The 19210-nt window shown below is 67.9% G+C and carries 18 protein-coding genes; 7 read left to right on the top strand and 11 right to left on the bottom strand.

The annotated features are described in order from the left end of the window. Positions 1 to 65: 65 nt before the first annotated feature. A complete protein-coding gene (locus LGN19_RS15040) occupies positions 66 to 1304 on the bottom strand; it encodes an MFS transporter (RefSeq protein WP_122945130.1) in 1239 nt (412 codons plus the stop codon). 408 nt (positions 1305 to 1712) lie between these two features. Between LGN19_RS15040 and LGN19_RS15035 the strand changes: the two genes are divergently transcribed. Beyond that, positions 1713 to 3386: a methyl-accepting chemotaxis protein gene (locus tag LGN19_RS15035; protein WP_226215622.1), complete on the top strand. Its 1674-nt coding sequence runs from the start codon at positions 1713 to 1715 to the stop codon at positions 3384 to 3386. Positions 3387 to 3407: 21 nt separating this feature from the next. On the opposite strand, the gene LGN19_RS15030 is transcribed toward LGN19_RS15035, so the two are convergent. The 4 genes from LGN19_RS15030 to LGN19_RS15015 are packed head-to-tail and all read right to left on the bottom strand — an operon-like array spanning position 3408 to position 8295. Beyond that, positions 3408 to 4283 carry an HlyD family secretion protein gene (locus tag LGN19_RS15030; RefSeq protein ID WP_043182521.1) on the bottom strand — a complete coding sequence of 292 codons (876 nt, stop codon included), beginning with the start codon at positions 4281 to 4283 and terminating at the stop codon, positions 3408 to 3410. A gap of 12 nt (positions 4284 to 4295) precedes the next feature. Continuing rightward, on the bottom strand, positions 4296 to 4499 hold the full coding sequence (locus LGN19_RS15025) for a DUF1656 domain-containing protein (RefSeq protein WP_043182522.1): 204 nt from the start codon (positions 4497 to 4499) through the stop codon (positions 4296 to 4298). After that, positions 4496 to 6703: an FUSC family protein gene (locus tag LGN19_RS15020; RefSeq protein WP_226215620.1), complete on the bottom strand. Its 2208-nt coding sequence runs from the start codon at positions 6701 to 6703 to the stop codon at positions 4496 to 4498. The genes LGN19_RS15025 and LGN19_RS15020 overlap by 4 nt, the downstream gene beginning before the upstream one ends. Positions 6704 to 6717: 14 nt before the next feature. Next, positions 6718 to 8295 (bottom strand): efflux transporter outer membrane subunit, encoded by a 1578-nt coding sequence (locus LGN19_RS15015; protein WP_226215619.1) that lies wholly within the window; start codon positions 8293 to 8295, stop codon positions 6718 to 6720. A 157-nt stretch (positions 8296 to 8452) separates the two neighbouring features. On the opposite strand from LGN19_RS15015, the gene LGN19_RS15010 reads away from it, so the two are divergent. Together LGN19_RS15010 and LGN19_RS15005 are read left to right on the top strand one after the other, a co-directional pair. Next, positions 8453 to 9394 carry a LysR family transcriptional regulator gene (locus tag LGN19_RS15010; protein WP_122945134.1) on the top strand — a complete coding sequence of 314 codons (942 nt, stop codon included), beginning with the start codon at positions 8453 to 8455 and terminating at the stop codon, positions 9392 to 9394. Positions 9395 to 9511: 117 nt separating this feature from the next. Continuing rightward, positions 9512 to 9664: a hypothetical protein gene (locus LGN19_RS15005; RefSeq protein WP_006476208.1), complete on the top strand. Its 153-nt coding sequence runs from the start codon at positions 9512 to 9514 to the stop codon at positions 9662 to 9664. A 60-nt stretch (positions 9665 to 9724) separates the two neighbouring features. Here LGN19_RS15005 and LGN19_RS15000 read toward each other — a convergent pair whose 3' ends face one another. The 4 genes from LGN19_RS15000 to wrbA are packed head-to-tail and all read right to left on the bottom strand — an operon-like array spanning position 9725 to position 13030. Next, complete coding sequence (locus LGN19_RS15000; protein WP_122945135.1) at positions 9725 to 10555, bottom strand: metallophosphoesterase; 831 nt, start codon at positions 10553 to 10555, stop codon at positions 9725 to 9727. Positions 10556 to 10580: 25 nt separating this feature from the next. After that, positions 10581 to 12002, bottom strand: coding sequence for an FAD-binding oxidoreductase (locus LGN19_RS14995; protein ID WP_226215617.1), 1422 nt, complete (start codon positions 12000 to 12002; stop codon positions 10581 to 10583). An 18-nt stretch (positions 12003 to 12020) separates the two neighbouring features. Next, a complete protein-coding gene (locus LGN19_RS14990; protein ID WP_226215615.1) occupies positions 12021 to 12413 on the bottom strand; it encodes a DUF2069 domain-containing protein in 393 nt (130 codons plus the stop codon). After that, on the bottom strand, positions 12410 to 13030 hold the full coding sequence (gene wrbA / locus LGN19_RS14985) for an NAD(P)H:quinone oxidoreductase (RefSeq protein ID WP_011351764.1): 621 nt from the start codon (positions 13028 to 13030) through the stop codon (positions 12410 to 12412). The genes LGN19_RS14990 and wrbA overlap by 4 nt, the downstream gene beginning before the upstream one ends. 145 nt (positions 13031 to 13175) lie before the next feature. Between wrbA and LGN19_RS14980 the strand changes: the two genes are divergently transcribed. Continuing rightward, positions 13176 to 14507: a YihY family inner membrane protein gene (locus LGN19_RS14980; protein ID WP_226215613.1), complete on the top strand. Its 1332-nt coding sequence runs from the start codon at positions 13176 to 13178 to the stop codon at positions 14505 to 14507. 16 nt (positions 14508 to 14523) lie between these two features. Here the strand turns inward: LGN19_RS14980 and LGN19_RS14975 are convergent, their stop codons facing one another. Further along, on the bottom strand, positions 14524 to 14841 hold the full coding sequence (locus LGN19_RS14975) for an Mpo1-like protein (protein WP_043182533.1): 318 nt from the start codon (positions 14839 to 14841) through the stop codon (positions 14524 to 14526). A 159-nt stretch (positions 14842 to 15000) separates the two neighbouring features. Here LGN19_RS14975 and LGN19_RS14970 point away from each other — a divergent pair, with 159 nt between their 5' ends. The 3 genes from LGN19_RS14970 (at position 15001) to aroC (ending at position 18897) form a co-directional block, all read left to right on the top strand. Continuing rightward, positions 15001 to 15456, top strand: coding sequence for a CBS domain-containing protein (locus LGN19_RS14970; protein WP_043182535.1), 456 nt, complete (start codon positions 15001 to 15003; stop codon positions 15454 to 15456). A gap of 139 nt (positions 15457 to 15595) precedes the next feature. Next, on the top strand, positions 15596 to 17530 hold the full coding sequence (locus LGN19_RS14965) for an MFS transporter (protein WP_226215608.1): 1935 nt from the start codon (positions 15596 to 15598) through the stop codon (positions 17528 to 17530). A 266-nt stretch (positions 17531 to 17796) separates the two neighbouring features. Continuing rightward, entirely contained in the window at positions 17797 to 18897 is a 1101-nt protein-coding gene (gene aroC / locus LGN19_RS14960) for a chorismate synthase (protein ID WP_226215606.1), read from the top strand. Positions 18898 to 19034: 137 nt separating this feature from the next. Here aroC and LGN19_RS14955 read toward each other — a convergent pair. After that, positions 19035 to 19210, bottom strand: a 176-nt coding sequence (locus LGN19_RS14955) for a 4Fe-4S dicluster domain-containing protein (RefSeq protein WP_174928750.1), incomplete at its 5' end; no start/stop codon positions are given.

Here is a 19210-nt window from a genome sequence, read left to right as displayed (position 1 = left end):
TCTCTTCATTCCTTCATTCGAGCCGTTCGACCGGCCGCCGCATGTACGCGGTGGCCGGTCGTTCGTCACGCCTTCTTGCGCCGGCTGCTTTCGAGGTTCGGCAGGAAGATCGTCAGCACGCCGATCAGCGGCAGGAACGAGCACACCTTGTAGACGAACGTGATGCTCGTTGCGTCGGCGAGCTGGCCGAGCACGGCCGCGCCGACACCGCCGAGGCCGAACGCGAAGCCGAAGAACAGTCCCGCGACCATCCCGACCTTGCCCGGCATCAGTTCCGTCGCGTAGACGAGGATTGCGGCGAACGCCGACGCCAGCACGACGCCGATGATCACGGTCAGCACGGTCGTCCAGAACAGGTTCGCGTACGGCAGCAGCAACGTGAACGGCGCGACGCCGAGGATCGATACCCAGATCACGTACTTGCGGCCGATCCGGTCGCCCACCGGCCCGCCGATCAGCGTGCCGGCCGCCACGGCCGCGAGGAACACGAACAGGTGGATCTGCGCGGCCTGCACCGACAGGTGGAACTTGTCGATCAGGTAGAACGTGAAATAGCTGTTGATGCTCGCGAGGTAGAAGTACTTCGAGAACACCAGCAGCACCAGCACGCCGATCGCGCCGAGCACGCGGCCGCGCGACAGCGTCGGGTGGCCGGCTGCCGCGGCCTTCTTCTTCATCGACGGATGCTTCTTGTACCAGTGGCCGATCTGCGTGAGCACGATCATCGCGACGAGCGCGGCCGCCGAGAACCACGCGATGCTGTGCTGGCCGTGCGGAATGATCACGAGCGCGGCGAGCAGCGGCCCGAGCGCGGAGCCCGCATTGCCACCGACCTGGAACACCGACTGCGCGAGCCCGTGCTGGCCGCCCGACGCCATCCGCGCAACGCGCGACGATTCCGGATGGAACACCGACGAGCCGCAGCCGACGAGCGCCGCGGCCACCAGCAGCATCGGGAAATTGGGTGCGACCGACATCAGCAGCAGCCCCGCGAGCGTGAAGCCCATGCCGACCGGCAGCGAATACGGCTTCGGACGCTTGTCGGTATAGAGGCCGATGAGCGGCTGCAGCAGCGATGCGGTGATCTGGTAGGTGAGCGTGATCAGGCCGATCTGCGCGAACGACAGCGCGAACTGGCTCTTGAGCATCGGATAGATCGCCAGGATCAACGACTGGATCATGTCATTGAGCATGTGCGAGAAGCTGATCGCGCCGAGCACCGGGTAGACGGTGCGGGCGACGGGTGGCGCGGAGGGCTGGGTGGCGGCTGCGCCGGCGGAGCCGGTGTCGAGGCTGGTTTCCATGTGAGAGCTGAACGAGTTGAGGTGGCGGGCGCGCTCTGCTGGGGATCGGCGCGTCTTGAATCGTTGCTGCGTCAAAGAAGTGTAATGTGGCGTATTGAGAATGTCAGGACAAGTTTTGTCGTGAATCGGACATTCATCCGACGGATCGGCCGATGCCTGTTTTTTTGACCGGGTATAACGCTGGCGGCGCGCCCGCCCGTCTGCAGGGGCGAGCGCCCTGGGCCGGTGCGTGGTTTACCGGACTCAAGAAACGGCGGTGGCGGCCGTAGAACGACCCAATGACAACAGGCGCGCCGCGCCCGGCACCGGCTATCCGCCGTGCGGGCGCAGGACGCGCGGCATGGCCAGCCATCGCGGGAACGCCGGGACCGACCTTTCCGGCCGCGTGATCCATACGGGGATAGTTCGATGAAAGCAGCATCTTTGCATCCACAGCCCGGTGCGGCCGCCGCCGCACCCGACGTTGCCACCGGTCGCGCCGCCCGGCGCCCGCGCGCGGCGCGTCGCGAGCGCCGGCCGTGGACCGTCAAGGCGACATTGCGCGCCGCATTCGCGATCCTGCTCGCCGGTACGCTGGCGATCGGCGTGTTTTCGCTGTGGCAGATCAGCCGGCTGAACGCGTCGATCGCGTCGGTCTACGAGCAGGGCCACGTCGCGAGCCGCGCGGCCGAGGAGGTTCGGGCCGAAGTGCTGCGCGCGAGCCGTGCCCAGAAGATGCTGCTGACGGCGACCACCGCGAAGGAGCGCGACGAACTGGGCGCCGAAGTCGGCGCGGGGCTCGCGTCGATCGGCCAGGCGCTTGGCACGCTGCAGCGCTACGCGGATCCGGGCGACGTCGACGATTCGGCGCGGCTGCGTGCATTCTCGACGGCGGTCGGCACGTGGAGCACGCATCTGCGCGATTTCGTCGCGCTCGTGCGCGCGCAGCCGCTCGACCTGTCGCAGATGAACTGGCAGGTCGGCACGCAGGACGTGTCATTGCTGGTCGAGACCGGCAAGCTCGAGAAACTCGTTGCCGAACTCGTGAAGACGCGCGGCGCGAAGTCGAAGGCCACGCTCGATGCGTCCGCCACCATTTTCTCGTCGTCGTTCGCGATGATCGCGGCGATGACGGCTGCGCTGATCGTGCTCGCGATCGTGATCGCCGAGCGCGTGGTGCGCCGTCTCGCGTCGCAGCTCGGCGGCGAGCCCGCGCACGCGAAGGCGATCGCCGCGGACATCGCGCGCGGCGACCTGACGCGACCGATCGAGCTGGGCCGGCACGACCGCGACAGCATGGTGCGTGCGCTGGCCGAGATGCAGACGGGGCTCGCGGCGACCGTCGGCGAGATCGCCGTCAGCGCCGAGGCGATCGCGGCCGCATCGGGCGAGATCTCCACCGGCAACCTCGATCTGTCGAAGCGCACCGAGCAGCAGGCCGTCGCGCTCGAACGCACCGCGGCCAGCATGGAGCAGCTCACGTCGACCGTACGGCAGAACGCCGAGAATGCGCGGCAGGCGAGCGCGCTCGCGGCCAATGCGTCGGCCGTTGCGGAGACGGGTGGGGAAGTCGTCGGGCGTGTGGTGGCGACGATGAGCGAGATCGACGACAGCGCGAAGAACATCCGCGACATCATCGGCACGATCGAGGGGATCGCGTTCCAGACCAACATTCTCGCGTTGAACGCGGCAGTCGAGGCGGCGCGTGCCGGCGAGCAGGGGCGCGGCTTCTCGGTGGTGGCGGGCGAGGTCCGCCTGCTCGCGCAGCGTGCGGCGACCGCGGCGAAGGAGATCCGTGCGCTGATCGGCGCGTCGGTCGAGCGCGTCGCGAACGGTGCGGCGCTCGCGCACGATGCGGGCCGCACGATGGGTGACGTCGTGCGCGCGGTCAAGCGGGTGACCGACATCATCGGCGAGATTTCCGCCGCATCGGACGAGCAGAGCGCCGGGATCGACGAGATCGGCCGCGCGGTCACGCAGATGGACGCCGGCACCCAGCAGAACGCGGCACTCGTCGAGCAGGCGGCCGCCGCGGCGAACGCGCTCGACGAGCAGGCGCAGGCGTTGAAGTCGCTGGTCGGGCGCTTTCGTATCGCGGCCTGAGCGCGCCCGGCCGTTCGGGTATTACGACTTCTTCTGCTTGTCGGGATCGATGATGACCGTGCAGGTCGTGCCCGCCGACAGCACCACGTCGGCCGGCACTTCGTCGATCCTGATGCGCACCGGCACGCGCTGCGCGAGGCGCACCCAGTTGAAGGTCGGGTTCACGTCGGCGACGAGATCGCGGCTTTGCGGGTTGTCGCGATCGTAGATGCCGCGCGAGATGCTCTCGACGTGGCCCTTCATCACGCCGCCGCTCATCAGCCGCATTTCGGCCGGCGCGCCGATCTTCACGCGCGGCAGCTTGGTTTCCTCGAAGTAGCCGTAGACCCAGAACGAGTGGCTGTCGACGATCGCGAGCTTGGCCTGGCCGGCGACCGCATAGTTACCCTTGAAGGTCTGCAGGTTCGTGACGTAGCCGTCGACCGGCGCAACGACGCGCGTGCGTTCGAGGTTGAGCTTCGCGGCGTCGAGCGCGGCGATTGCCTGCTGGTACTGCGCGTCGGCGCTCGATGCGCTGTGCGCGGCGTTCTCGCGGTTTTCCTTCGACACGACGAGCGCGTCGAGGTCTGCGCGGCGGGCCGCGTCGTCACGGCGCATCTGCAGTTCCGCGCGGCGGGCGGCGACGGCCGCCTGCGCCTGCTCGACCGCGATCTGGTAGTGCGACGGGTCGATCTGCATGATCAGGTCGCCTTTCTTGACGAGCTGGTTGTCATGCACGGGCAGCTCGACGATCGCGCCCGACACGTCCGGCGCGACGTTGACGATCTCGGCGCGCACGCGCCCGTCGCGCGTCCACGGATCGTCCATGTAGTGCACCCACAGCGAGCGCCCGATCAGGATCGCGACGATGAGAATGACGGCGGTCGCGACGAAGCCGAAGAGTTTTCTGAGCATCATGATGGTTCTGGATCAACGATAAACGGCAAGACTCAGTCCGCCGCAAATACAGACGAGAAGGCAGGCCCGGAACAGCGACGGGTGCCAGACGAGACGGTAGAGGCCCGTGTAGGCGAGCAGGCGATCGACGGCCCACGTGGCCAGCGCGCCGATGACGAACATCAGCACCACCGTGGGCATGTAGGCATCGAGAATGGCGATTTCACGCGGCATCATGACGAGGCTCCGGGTTGGGTGCGCGCGGTCGTGGCGCGGTTTCGGTTGAGCGCATCGAGCGGCGATTCGGGATCGAGCAGCGCCGTGCGCACGAAATGCAGGTGGCTCAGGATGCGCTGCAGCCGGTGGCGTTCTTCACGCGTCGGCGTGAACGCGTCGAGCGTCTGCCGGGTCGCGTCGATCGCGTCGTTCACCGCGGCGAGCGTCGCGTCGAAGCGTGCGGCGTCCGGCTTCGTGAACAGCGACGACAGCGCGGCGCGCATCGTCTCGATCGCGCGTCGCCACGGCGTCGCCGGCGCATAGCGCGGGTCGGACGGCAGCGCCGCCAGCTCGTGGCGCAGGTCGATCGTCGCGTTGCCGGTCTCGAGCACCGCGAACATCCAGCGCAGCGCGTCACGCTGCACGTCGGGCTGGTCGGCCGACAGCGTGTGCGCCTGGTGCATCAGGTCGCGCGCACCGCTCTCGAAGCGTGTGCGCAGGCCGGCGAGCCGTGCGTGGCAGGCCGCGACGGCCTGATGGCGCAGGTCCGCGAACAGGCGCTTCTTCAGCCATGGCGCGGTCGGCGGGAACAGCACCGCGAACGCGATCGCCGACACGAGCATTGCCAGCACGAGTGCGAGCGCGTCGTTCATGAAGCTTGACGGATCGTAATGCGTGATGTTGTCCGGGCCCGCGAGGAAGCAGAAGAAGATCAGGTAGCCCATTCCGTAGCCTGCGAGCTTCGGCTTCAGCGTCATGTAGATGCCGATCGCGAGTAGCGGCGCGAGCGCCACGCACAGCAGCACGAAGCCGTCGATCCGCGGATAGATCCCGAACATCAGCACGAAGCCGGTGCAGACGGCCAGCGCCGTGCCCATCCCCATCTGGGCGGACATCGCGGTCGGGCGCGGCGTCGACGACGCGAGCGCGCAGGTCGCCGCGGCCGTCAGCACCAGCGTGACGCCGTTCGGCCAGGCCGTTTCGATCCAGAACCAGCCGAGCGTGAGGATCACCACCGCGGTGCGGATGCCCGCGATCAGCGCGGCCGTCATGTTGGTGCGCGGCTCGTAGCGTTCGATCCAGCGTTCACGCTCGTGCGTCGCGCTCGACAGCGACGCGTAGGTCGCCGCGTATTCCTGCAGGTCGGTGATGAAGCGATATAGCAATTCGGCCGCCGTGTCGAAGTCGAGCAGCGGGAAGTCCGGGCGCGTTTCGAGTTCGGCGCGCGTCGCGCGGATGCGGCGCGGCAGCGCGTCGCGCCACGCGAGCAGCTGCTCGGCCGCGTGCGCGGCGTCGACCGACGTGCGCACCGGTTCGCCGTTGCGCGTGAGCAGCGGCGCGATTTCACGGAAATACGGTTCGATCGCGTCGATTGCGGCTTGCGCGCCGGCCGCGTGCAGCCGGTTCATCAACTGGTGCAGCGCGTGGAAGCGGCTCGACGCGCTCATGAACTCGCTGTTCAGCCGCGCGAGGCGGCCGCTGCGCATGCGCGTGCCGGGATCCTCGAACACCGCCATGCTGCGCGCGGCCTCGAAGCCGACCACGTCGGCGACGAAGCGCGTATGAATGGTCTCGATGTGCGCGCGGTCGAGCTGGCCCGACAGCGCCGACGCGACATAGTCGACGAAGCTGCCGAAGCGCTTGCGGACCGTCGTGCGCATCTGCTCGCCCGTGTACTGCGGAAACACGAGCGCGCTGACGACGCCGGCCGACACGATCCCGATGATGACCTCGGACACGCGCGTCATCGCGCTCATGAAGGCGCCGTCCGGGTGCTGCGACGCGGGCAGGCCGATCAGCGCGGTCGTATAGCCGGCGAGCAGGAAGCCGTAGCTGCGGAAGTTGCGGTTGCGTGCGGCACCGGCCGTGCACAGCGCGATCCACAGTGCGATTGCCAGCAGGAACAGCTGCGGCTGCTGCGGGAACAGCCCGACGAACGTGAGCGTCGCGATCAACCCGAAGATCGTGCCGGCGACGCGGTAGAAGCTCTTCGCGAGCACCGCGCCGCTTTGCGGCTGCATCACGATGAACACCGTGGTCATCGCCGTCTTCGGTGCGGGCAGGTCGAGCCGCATCGACACGCCGGTCGCGATGAACGCGGCGAGCAGCGCCTTGAACAGGTAGAGCCACGCGGCACCGTCAGTGCGGGCCCAGTCGCCGAACGCGGCGGTCCAGGCCGCGAACGGGCTACCGGCGTGCGTGGAAGCGGGGGAGGAGGCTGACATGGCGTCGCTCCGCGTTACCGTGCAGCCGGCACGCCGGACGCACCGGCGGCCGCGACCTGCGCGGGCCGGGCGACTGCTGCCACCGGCTTCGTACCCGACGCGGCGGCAGGCGCAGCTGCGCCGGCGGCGGATTCGTCATGAGGAACGTCGGTACCCGTCTCGACGCCACCGCCGAGCGCGGCCATCAACTGCGCGTGCGCGGCGAGGCGTTCCGCATCGATGCGGGCGGCCGTCTCCTGCGCGCGCAGCAACTGCTGCTGCGCGACCAGCACGTTCACGTAGTCGGTCAGCCCGCGCCGGAAGCCTTCGCGCGACAGCTGGTAGCTGCGGTCGTTGGCGGCCACCGAGCGTGCGGCGTCCTTCTTCTGCGTATCGAGCGAACGGATCCGCACGACCTGGTCGGCGATGTCCTTGAGCGCGCCGACGATCGTCTGGTTGTAGCGCTCGACCGCCTGGTCGTAGCCGGCATTCGCCGCGCCGAGCTGCGCACGCAGCCGGCCGCCTTCGAAGATCGGCAGCGACAGCGCGGGGCCCGCCGTCCAGCCGCCGTTCATCGCGCGCAGGAAGTCGGTGAACGGCGCGGTCACGCCGAAGCCGCCGACCGTCGCGAGCAGGTCGATGTTCGGGTAGAACGATGCTTTCGCGACATCGATGCCGCGCGCCTGCGCGTCGACGGTCCAGCGCGCCGCGACGACGTCGGGGCGACGGCCGAGCAGGTCGGCCGGCATTGCCGACGGCAGGCCGGCATGCGCGTCGAGCGACAGCTGCGGCCGCTTGATCGTGTCGCCCGCGCCCGGGCCCTTGCCGGCCAGCGCGGCGAGCTGGTGCCGTGCGAGCTGGATCGCTTCCTCATAGCTGTCGATCTGGCGCTCATAGTCGGGCAGCGTCGATTCCGCCTGGCTCACTTCGAGCTGCGTGCCGAGGCCGGCCTGCAGCCGTTTGCGCGCGAGATCGGCGAGCGAGCGCTGGCGTTCGAACGTTTCGTGCGCGAGGTCGAGCAGCGCGTAGTTCATCGACATGCCGACATACGCGCGCACGACGTTGACTTCGAGTTCGAGCTTCGCTGCACGCGCGTCGGCGGCGGTCGCATGCGCGGTGTCGAGCGCGCGCTCGGTCGCGTTCTTGTCCTTGCCCCACAGATCGAGGTGGTACGACAGGCCGAGCGTGCCGGTGTTGTTCCAGGTATCCGCGTTCGCGAGCGGGCCGGGGCCGTAATACACGTTGTCCGGCCAGTGCTCGCGCATCAGCGAGAGGTTGCCGTTGATCTGCGGCAATTCGGCCGAGCGGGCCACGCGCGCCATTGCCTGCGCTTCGCGCACCCGTGCCTCGGCGGCCGCGAGCGTCGGGTTGCCGGCCTGGGCATTGGCGATCCAGGCGTCGAGTTGCGGATCGCGGTAGGCGCGCCACCAGTCGGCCGCGGGCCAGCCCGCGTCACGGTCGGCCGCGCGGATCGCGGCGCCGGCGTCGAGCGCGTTCGCCTCGATGCGGGCTGACTGCGGCTTGTTGTCGCCCATGCTCGCGCATCCGGCCATTATTAATGAGACTGCAAGAACCGCCAGTGCGAGCGTCCCTTTTTTTGCCGGAGACTGCACGATTTTCTCCCTTTCGGATATAGATGAGTCGGATGCGATTATATTTTTCAGCGATTCCTGAATAAATGGACAAGGGTGCAAGTCATTTTTACGAATCCTGAGACAATACTCGTTCGCCTCTGTGCAACAATCCGTCCGGATTCAAACGGGTAATGGGATGGATACGTTACAAAACATGCGGGTGTTCGTCCGCGTGGTCGACGCGGGAAGCTTTACCGCAGCGGCCCAGCAGATGAATTCGACCACCGCCTACGCGTCGCGCGCGGTCTCGGATCTCGAGGCGCACCTGCGCACGCGCCTCCTGAACCGCACGACGCGCCGGATCGCGCTGACCGAAGCCGGCGAGCGCTACCTGCAGCGCTGCGAGCAGATCCTCGCGTACGTCGACCAGGCCGAAGCCGAGGCGGGCGACGCGCATGCGCGCCCGTCGGGCAAGCTGAAGGTCCATTGCTTCACGAGCCTCGGCCAGCACTACCTGGTACCGGCCATCGCGCGCTATCGCGAGCGCTACCCGGACGTGCACGTCGAGCTGACGCTCGCGCAGCGGATGCCCGACCTGCTCGACGAGGGGTATGACGTCGCGATCGTCGTCGGCCGCGACCTGCCGGATTCGGGGCTCGTGTCGCAGCGGCTCGGCGAGAGCTACAGCGTGGTGTGCGCATCGCGCAACTACGTCGAGGCGCACGGCGTGCCGCAGCGGCCGGCGGATCTCGCGCAGCACGTATGCCTCGGGATGGTCACGCCGGGCTTTCAGTTCGACGAATGGGCGCTGGCGGGGCCGAACGGCGACGAGGTCGTCCCGATCACGGCGCCGCCGTTTCGCGTGAACGTCGCCGAGGCGCTCGCGGTGGCCGTGCGGGAAGGGATGGGGATCGGCGGGTTGCCGCTTTACTCGGCGATCGGCTGGTTGCGCAGCGGGCACATCGTGCGCGTGATGCCCGAATACCGGTCGCACGTGATGAACATCTACGCGCTGTATCCGTCGCGCCAGTACCTCGACGCGAAAATTCGCACCTGGGTCGATTTCCTGCGCGACGAACTGCCGGCCACGCTCGCAGCCGACGAAGCCGCGCTCGAGCAGTACACGCGTGCGACATGACAGCGCGGTTGACCGCAATCTGACGAGATTTGTCCTTCACGCAACATTTTTTTACGAACGCGTGTCAGACAGTTTGATACTGTGGGAATTAACGAGATACGCAACCCCGGAGTAGCAATGGATACGCACCTGATGATCGGCCTTGGCGTCCTGCTGGGCGCAGCCGCGGCCGCCGCCGCGACCCGCGACCTGCTGCGCGCGATGAAGGCGAAGGCGCAGATGAAGCCGGTCCCGGTGCGCGTGCGCGAGCCGCGCCGCCCCGGCCGCTGATCCCGCGGTCACGCTTCGGGTCGAAAAAAGGCCGCGCAACGCGGCCGGGCGGGCCGGCGTTCAGCCGAGCTCGACGACCTTGTCCCACGCGAACGCGGTATTTTCCAGTTCACCGGTGCGCCGGTGGATGTAGCCGCGCGGATTGCACACCACGCGTGTGCCGCCGTCCGCCACATAATCGAATGACGTATGCGTGTGGCCGTGGAGCCACAGATCCACCGGCGGCCGCACGAGTTCCGCCATATCCGTGACGAATCCCGCCGACGCAAGGTCTTCCGCATAGCGCTCCGCCAGCGAGCGGCGGTGCGGCGCATGGTGGGTGACGACGATCGTCCGGCCCGCGAACGGCGTCGCGAGCTGCATTTCCAGCCACGCGCGGCTGCGTCGATGCAGTGCGATTGCGTCAGCCGGCGAGAAATCCCGTTCCGGCGTGCCCGGCGCCGCATGCAGCGCCGCGTCATGCGGCCAGGTCACCTGGATCAATCCCTTGAAATCGAGCATCACGCGCAGCCCGGCCTCGATCGAGCTGGCAAGGCTGGCTTCGTCGGCGCCGAACAGCGAAAAATCGGCCCAGAGCGTCGTGCCGAGCACGCGGAAACGCTGCGCGGGATCGACGTAGACGCCGTTGTTCAGGTAATGCACGTTGTCGAGCGCCTGCGCCGCATCGCGCATCGCCGTCTCCAGCGCGCCGAATTCCCCGTCGTAATACTCGTGGTTGCCCGGCACGTAGATCACCGGCACCGCGGGGTCGAACGTTTCGGCGGCCCAGCGCAGGCCTTCCGCGTGATTGTGGATGTCGCCGGCCAGCACGACGAGATCCGCATCGGCATGCGGGATCGCGTCGGGCAGGTTGCTTTCGAGATGCAGGTCGGACAGGACGCGGATTTTCACGGGCTAGGCTCCGGAGTGGGCGGCTTCAGCGCAGGACCTTGCCGGGGTTCATCAGGCCGCGCGGGTCGAGCGCGGTCTTCAGCGTGCGCATCAGCGTCGTTTCGACCGGCGACTTGTAACGCTGTGCGTCGTCGATCTTCAGCTGGCCGATGCCGTGCTCCGCGCTGATCGTGCCGTGGTGGCGGTGCACGTTGTCGTAGACGATCCGGTTGATCGGCGCCTGGAACGCGGCCAGGAACGCTTTCGGGTCGCCGCCTTCGGGCATCTGCACGTTGTAGTGGAGGTTGCCGTCGCCGAGGTGGCCGAACGTGACCATCCGCGCGCCCGGCGCGGCCTGCTGGATCGCCGCGTCGGTCTCGTCGATGAAGCGTGCGATCGACGAAATCGGCACCGCGATGTCGTGCTTGATGTTGAGCCCCTCGTCTGCCTGCGCGAGCGGGATGTGCTCGCGCAGGTCCCAGAACGCGCGCGACTGCGCAAGATTTTCCGCGACCACCGCGTCGACCACGAGCCCGGCCTCGAACGCTTCTTCCATCAGTTTCTCGAACAGCGTGCGCGCATGCGCTTCGCTTTCGTTGTCGGACAGTTCGAGCAGCACTGTCTGTGCATGCGTCTGCGCGAACGGGTAGCGCAGTTGCGGGTAGTGCTTGCCGACGAGCTGCATGCAGAAGTCCGACATCAGCTCGAAGCCGGTCAGCAGCGGCCCGGCGGCGCGCTGCGCGAGCGCGAGGAAGTCGAGCGCCGCGTGCGGCGATTCGAGCGCGGCGAGTGCGGTGACCTGCGCGGCCGGCAGCGGGTGCAGCTTCATCACGGCCGCGGTGATGATGCCGAGTGTGCCTTCCGCGCCGATGAACAGGTCGCGCAGGTCGTAGCCCGTGTTGTCCTTGCGCAGTCCGCGCAGGCCGTCCCAGATCTCGCCTTGCGGCGTCACGACCTCGAGCCCGAGACACAGCTCGCGCGCGTTGCCGTAGCGCAGCACCGCGGTGCCGCCCGCATTGGTCGACAGGTTGCCGCCGATCGTGCAGCTGCCTTCCGCCGCGAGGCTCAGCGCGAACAGCCGGCCGCCGTCGCGGGCACGGGCCTGCACGTCGGCGAGGATCACGCCGGCTTCGACGGTGATCGTGTTGTTGTGCGGGTCGAGCGCGCGCACGCGGTTCAGGCGCGCGACGCTCAGCACGGCCTGGCTGCCGCTCGCATCGGGCGTGGCGCCGCCGGCCAGGCCCGTGTTGCCGCCCTGCGGCACGAGCGCGATGCCGTGCGCGTTGGCCAGCTTGACGAGCGCGGCGACTTCGGCCGTGTTCGCGGGCTTCAGCACCGCGCACGCGGTACCTTTGTAGCGGCGGCGCCAGTCGGTCAGGAACGGTTCGGTATCGTGCGGATCGGTCAGCACGTGATCGGCGCCGATCGCATCGCGGCACGCGGAAACGAAAGCTTCGGAGGACATCATCACCTTGTCGCGTAAGGGTCAGGACGCGGCGCGCGATTTTTTCGCCGCGCGCTTGAACGGCGCGACGTACGCCAGCGCCGCCACGAAGAAGGCGACGGCGAGCGCGGTTTCGCACCAGCCGAGCGTCGCGGACAGCCCGCGATCGGACATGCCACGCACGACGCCTTCGGCGAAATAGACGAGTATCAGCATGCTCGCCCACTGCATCGTATAGATGTTACGCCGCCAGACGCCGGGCAGCGCGAGCGCAAGCGGGATGGCCTTGAGCATCAGCGCGGAGCCGCCCGGGCGCAGCGGCGCGAGCCACAGCTCCCACGCGAGCGACAGCGCGATCAGTGCGACGAGGCACGCGGTGGCGATCAGCGCGTAGCGTGGCCGGGCCGCGACGGCGGGGCGGGCGGGGGCGTTCATGCGGCCTCGGCGGCCTGGGCGCTGGAGAGGGCCGCCGCCGCGCGCGCGAGCCGCACGCCGAGCGCGGCCGCGAGCGCCTTTTCGTCGGCCGACAGCCCGGCGGCTGCCGAGCGGTCGTGTTGCGCGACGTGCGACGCGCCGTACGGCGTGCCGCCGGTGCGCGTCGTGGTGAGCGCGGATTCCGTGTACGGGATCCCGACGATCATCATCCCGTGATGGAGCAGCGGCAGCATCATCGACAGTAACGTCGATTCCTGGCCGCCATGCAGGCTGCCCGTCGACGTGAACACGCTGGCCGGCTTGCCGGTCAGCGCGCCCGACAACCATTGCGGTGTGGTGCCGTCGAGGAAATACTTGAGCGAGGCGGCCATGTTGCCGAAGCGGGTCGGCGAGCCGAGCGCGAGGCCCGCGCATTCCTCGAGATCCCGCAGTTCCGCGTACGGCGGGCCGTCGGCGGGGATGTCGGGAGCGGTGGCTTCGCAAACGGCCGACACGGGCGGCACGGTGCGGATGCGGGCCTGCATGCCCGGCACGCTGTCGATGCCGTTCGCGATCGCGAGCGCGAGATCGCGCGTGGCGCCGTGACGGCTGTAATAGAGGACGAGGATGTCTTTCATGGGCGACGGAGCCGCGTGCGGCCGCGCGCGTGCCCGGTGCAGTCGGCCCCTGCTGGAATCGAGCGGCTATTATAGGGGCTGAAGCCGTCGCGCAGCGCGACGGCGGCGCGCCGTCGGGCGCGCGGCATCAAGAAGGAGAAGCCGTTTGCCGAAGTTGAGCGTCGATCTCGACACCCTCAAGCGCCTCGCGCAGTTCGCGGCCCGGCGCAGCGCCGAGGATCGCATCCCGCAAGTGGCGGGCAGCCTGACGTTCACGACGATGCTGGCGCTCGTGCCGCTCGTGACGGTCGCGTTCGCGCTGTTCACCGCGTTCCCGATGTTCGCGTCGTTCCAGATCTCGCTGCAGGGGTTCCTCGCGGATCACCTGATGCCCGCGCAGTTCAATGTCCAGATCTTCAAGTACCTGAACCAGTTCGCGTCGAAGGCGAAAGGTCTGACGACGGCCGGCCTGATCGTGCTCGTCGTCACGTCGGTGATGACGATGATGACGATCGAGTCGGCCTTCAACCTGATCTGGCGGGTGCGCAAGCCGCGACCGTTCGCGCAGCGCGTGCTCGCGTACTGGGCGCTGATCACGCTCGGCCCGCTGCTGTTCGGCGTGAGCCTGTCGATCTCGTCGTACCTGTTCACGCAGTCGCTGGCCTTTACCGGCGCCGCGCCGTCGACGTCGATCGTCGAGTGGCTGCTCGCGCTCGTGTCACTGCCGCTGACGGTGCTCGCGTTCACGCTGCTGTACGTGTACCTGCCGAACTGCACGGTCGCATGGCGCGACGCGGTGATCGGCGGGCTGTTCGCGGCCATCGCGTTCGAGCTTGCGAAGCGCGGCTTCGGCTACTACGTGCGGCGCATTCCGACTTATACGGCGGTCTACGGCGCGTTCGCCGCGTTGCCCGTCTTCCTGCTGTGGGTGTACCTGAGCTGGTTCATCGCGCTGCTCGGCGCGATGGTGGCCTCCGCGCTGCCGGCGATCCGCGTGGGCCAGTTCCACCGCATCCACTATCCGGGCAGCGACCTGCTCGACGCGCTGGAAATGCTCGCGCGGCTGGCCGAGGCGCGCGCGGCCGGCAAGCGCGGCTACACGGCGATACGGATTGCGACCATGCTGCGCTGCGACATGGAAACCGCGCAGCGCTTGCTGACGACGATGGAGGAGCAGGAATGGATTGCGCGGCTCGACGGCGGTGGCGAGACCACGCTGCGCTATATCCTGCTCGCGAATCCGGAGCAGCTGACGCTCGCGCAGCTGTTCGACGTGCTGGTGATCGACCGCACGGAACTCACTTACCAGCTGCAGCGGCGCCGCAGCCATGTCGATGGCGCGGCGCTGCTCGCGGTGCTGTCGAGCGACCGGTTCGACGTGTCGCTCGCGTCGCTGATCGCCGCGCACCGGCTTGCCGGCGCACCGCCGACGGGCGTTCCGGGGCAGGCGCCGAGCAGCGTGTCCGACCCGCATGCGCGGCCGCCGCGGCCCGCGTGAGCAGGGCGCCCGGCCACTACAACGGGATCTTGCCGGTGCAAATGTCCTTGAACATCACCCAGTCGCCCATCAGGCTGTAGATCGGGTGCCGGAACGTGGCCGGTCGGTTCTTCTCGAAGAAGAAGTGTCCGACCCACGCGAACCCGTAGCCGCAGACGACCGCTGCCGGCAGCCACAGCCAGTCGCCGGTCGCGATCGCCATTGCGACGCAGCCGATCACGCCGAGCGAGCCGATAAAGTGCAGCCGCCGCGAGGTCAGGTTCTGGTGTTCGTTCAGGTAATACGGGTAGAAATCAGCGAAGCTGGCGAATTGCTCCGAATGCGTATGGGCCATGGCCGTCTCCTCGGGCCGCTGTTCATGGGGCCATTGTGCTGCCGGCGGCCCGCTTCGGCAAGCGGGGGGCAGGCCCGCCGCGCGGTCCCGCGCTTTCCTTTTGACAGGCTTTCCGATAGGATCGAAAGAGATTTTGCATTCAAGCAAGAGGGGACTACGATGCGCGTCAGCGATATTCTGAAAGTGAAGGGCAACACGCTGTTTACGGTGACGCCCGATATGCCGCTGCGCGAAGCGGTCGATACGATGGCCGAGCACGACATCGGTTCGCTCGTCGTGATGGAGTACGGCGATCTCGTCGGGATGCTGACGTTCCGCGAGATCATCCTGCGCCTGCACGTGAACGGCGGCGCGATCGGCGACGTGCAGGTACGCAAGGTGATGGACGAACCGCTCACGTGCACGCCGGAAACGGACGTCAACGAAGTGCGCCGGATGATGCTCGAGCGCCACGCGCGCTACATGCCGGTGCTCGACAAGAAGGTGCTGATGGGCGTCATTTCGTTCTACGACGTCGCGAAGACGGTCGTCGAGGCGCAGAGCTTCGAGAACCGGATGCTGAAGGCGTACATCCGCGACTGGCCGGAATCGGAAGCCGAAGCGCACAAATCGTGAGCCACGCCGCGCCCGTCGCCGTCATGCGCGGGCGCCGCCACCCGGCACGCGGCGGCGCAGGCTTGTCCTGCGCCGCCGTTTTTTCAATGACCACACAAGGCCCGCGCAGCGTCGCCCAGACGACGCACGCGTATTCCGCATGAGCGATCAAACGCAAGCCACTTCCAGGCGGCGTGGCGAACAGCACGCGCACGCGTCGCAGTTCGACCTGCTGCGCGAGCGCCGTTTCGCGCCGTTCTTCACGACCCAGTTCCTCGGCGCGCTGAACGACAACGTCTTCAAGATTGGCTTCACGTCGCTCGTCACCTATCACACCGCGCGATTCTCCGGCGTCGATGCGAAGACGGCGGCCTTCCTGATTTCCGCGATCTTCATCCTGCCGTTCGTGCTGTTCTCGGCGACGTCCGGCCAGATCGCCGACAAGTACGACAAGGCGACCCTCACGCGCTTCGTGAAGACCTTCGAGATCGTGCTGATGCTGGTCGGCGCGGCCGGCTTCGTCACGCACAGCGCGCCGCTGCTGTATCTGTGCACGTTCATGATGGGGATGCACTCGACGCTGTTCGGGCCCGTCAAGTATTCGTACCTGCCGCAGCATCTCGGTGAACATGAGCTGGTTGGCGGCAACGGCCTCGTCGAGATGGGCACGTTCATCGCGATCCTGATCGGCACGATCATCGGCGGCGCGGCGGCGGGCATCGAGGGCAGCGGCGAGCGCGTGCTCGCGGTGAGTGTCGTCGTCATCGCGATCGCGGGGCGGTTCGTCGCGCAGCGCGTGCCATCCACGCCGGCACCGCAACCCGATCTCGTGATCAACTGGAATCCGGTCAGCGAGACCTGGCGCAACCTCGGGCTCGCACGCCAGAACCGCACCGTGTTCCTGAGCCTGCTCGGCATCTCGTGGCTGTGGTTCGTCGGCGCGACGTTCCTCACCTCGTTCTTCAATTTCGCGAAGGACGTGCTGTCCGCGAGCCCCGACGTCGTCACGATCCTGCTCGCGACGTTCTCGGTCGGCATCGGCCTCGGCTCGCTGCTGTGCGAACGGCTGTCGCAGCGGCGCGTCGAGATCGGCCTCGTGCCGCTCGGCTCGATCGGCATCAGCGTGTTCGCGATCGAGCTGTATTTCGCGAGCCACGCGCTGCCGTCGCCCGGCCATCTGCTGTCGGTCGGCGAGTTCCTGGCCGGCGCGCGCCACTGGCGTATCCTCGCCGACCTGTTCCTGCTCGCGATGTTCGGCGGCTTCTACAGCGTGCCGCTGTACGCGCTGATCCAGAGCCGCAGCGCACCCACGCACCGTGCGCGGATCATCGCCGCGAACAACATCCTGAACGCGCTGTTCATGATTCTGTCGGCCGTGATGGCGATGGGGCTGACCAAGGCCGGCGTCGACATCCCGGGGCTGTTCCTCGTCACCGCGCTGCTGAACGTCATCGTCGCCGCGTATATCTATCTGCTCGTGCCCGAGTTCCTGCTGCGCTTCGTTGCGTGGGTGCTCGTGCACACCTTCTACCGGATTCGCCTCGTGCACGCGGAGCGGATTCCGGCGGAAGGGGCGGCCGTGCTCGTGTGCAACCACGTCAGCTATGTCGATGCGCTCGTGCTGGCCGCCGCGAGCCCGCGCCCGATCCGTTTCGTGATGGATCACCGGATCTTCAAGACGCGCTTCGCGAGCTGGGTGTTCCGGCACGCGAAGGCGATCCCGATCGCGCCGCGTCACGAAGATCCCGCGATGCTCGCGCGCGCGTACGATGCCTGCGAGGCTGCGCTGAAGGAAGGCGAACTCGTGTGCATCTTCCCCGAAGGCAAGCTCACGAAGACGGGCGACATCAATACGTTCCACCACGGCATCATGGAGATCCTGGGCCGCACGCCGGCGCCCGTGATTCCGATGGCGCTGCGCGGGCTGTGGGGCAGCTATTTTTCGCGGCATACCGATGCGCGGATGCCGCGGCCGATCAAGCGCGGCGTGATGAGCCGGCTGACGCTGGCGGTCGGCGAGCCGATCCCGGCGTCGGTCGCGACGCCCGAGTCGCTGCAGGCCGCGGTCACCGAACTGCGCGGCGCGCGGAAGTAGGCGGGTGGGGCGGGCCCGGCGGGATTACGCCGGGTCGCGCTGCCGGTCGCGAACGGCCCGTTTGAACGGAGCGGCGCGGATCGCCGACCGTCGCGCACGAGCCGTGCCGTGGCCGGCCGGTGTGGTCTGAACGGTTCACGCGACCCGCGGGCCCGGGACGGCTGGCATAATAGCGGTTTACCTCTTTTCTCGACCGGCGAACGATCGGCCTGCCTGCGGCCCTGGCAGCGCATCGGTTTGCGCATTTCTCATTGGGCGGTTCCATCATGTCCGGCAATACCCTCGGCACGCTTTTCACTGTCACGACCTTCGGCGAATCGCACGGTCCCGCGATCGGCTGCGTGATCGACGGCTGCCCGCCGGGAATGGGGCTGACCGAAGCCGACATCCAGGTCGAGCTCGATCGCCGCAAGCCCGGCACGTCGCGTCACGTGACGCAGCGACAGGAGGCCGACGAGGTCGAGATCCTGTCTGGCGTGTTCGAAGGCGTGACGACCGGCACGCCGATCGCGCTGCTGATCCGCAACACCGACCAGCGCAGCAAGGACTACGGCAACATCGTCGAGACGTTCCGTCCCGGCCATGCTGACTACACCTACTGGCAGAAATACGGCATCCGCGACTACCGCGGCGGCGGCCGCTCGTCTGCGCGCCTGACCGCGCCGATCGTCGGCGCGGGCGCAGTCGCGAAGAAGTGGCTGCGCGAGCGCTTCGGTGTCGAGGTGCGCGGCTACATGAGCGGCCTCGGCGAGATCGACGTGCCGTTCGTCGACTGGTCGCACGTGCACGAGAATCCGTTCTTCTCGCCGAATGCGGCGGTCGTGCCGGAGCTCGAGGCGTACATGGATGCGCTGCGCAAGGACGGCGATTCGATCGGCGCGCGCATCGACGTCGTCGCGTCGGGCGTGCCGGTCGGCTGGGGCGAGCCGGTGTTCGACCGTCTCGATGCCGATATCGCGAAGGCGATGATGAGCATCAACGCGGTGAAGGGCGTCGAGATCGGCGCTGGCTTTGAGAGCGTCGCGCAGCGTGGCTCGGTGCATGGCGACGAGCTGACGCCGGGCGGTTTCGTCGGCAACCATGCGGGTGGCGTGCTCGGCGGGATTTCGACGGGGCAGGACATCACCGTGTCGATCGCGATCAAGCCGACGTCGAGCATCCGCACGCCGCGCCGCTCGATCACGAAGGCGGGCGACGAGGCGACGGTGGAAACGTTCGGCCGCCACGACCCGTGCGTCGGCATTCGTGCGACGCCGATCGCCGAGTCGATGCTCGCGCTGGTGCTGATCGATCATGCGCTGCGTCATCGCGCGCAGTGCGGGGACGTCGCGACGCCGACGCCGAAGATCGCGGGCAGCGCGACCTGACACAAGCGGGCGCGGTGCAGCGCGTCTCGCCCGGCAGGGATGCGGAGCATGCAAAACGGGGCGCTGCTTGAAGCAGCGCCCCGTTTCGTTTGCGGCAGCCAAAAAAACGCACCGCTCGTGGCGGCGCGCTTCGGCCATTACATGTTCGGGTAGTTCGGTCCGCCGCCACCTTCCGGCGTGACCCACACGATGTTCTGCGTCGGGTCCTTGATGTCGCAGGTCTTGCAGTGCACGCAGTTCTGCGCGTTGATCACCAGGCGATCGCTGCCGTCGTCGTTCTTCACGAACTCGTACACGGCCGCCGGGCAGAAGC

The organism is Burkholderia sp. AU30198 (assembly GCF_020419825.1).
Lineage (GTDB): Bacteria > Pseudomonadota > Gammaproteobacteria > Burkholderiales > Burkholderiaceae > Burkholderia.
Note: the sequence above shows the minus strand (reverse complement) of the source record. Positions and strands in the feature narration are given on the sequence as shown.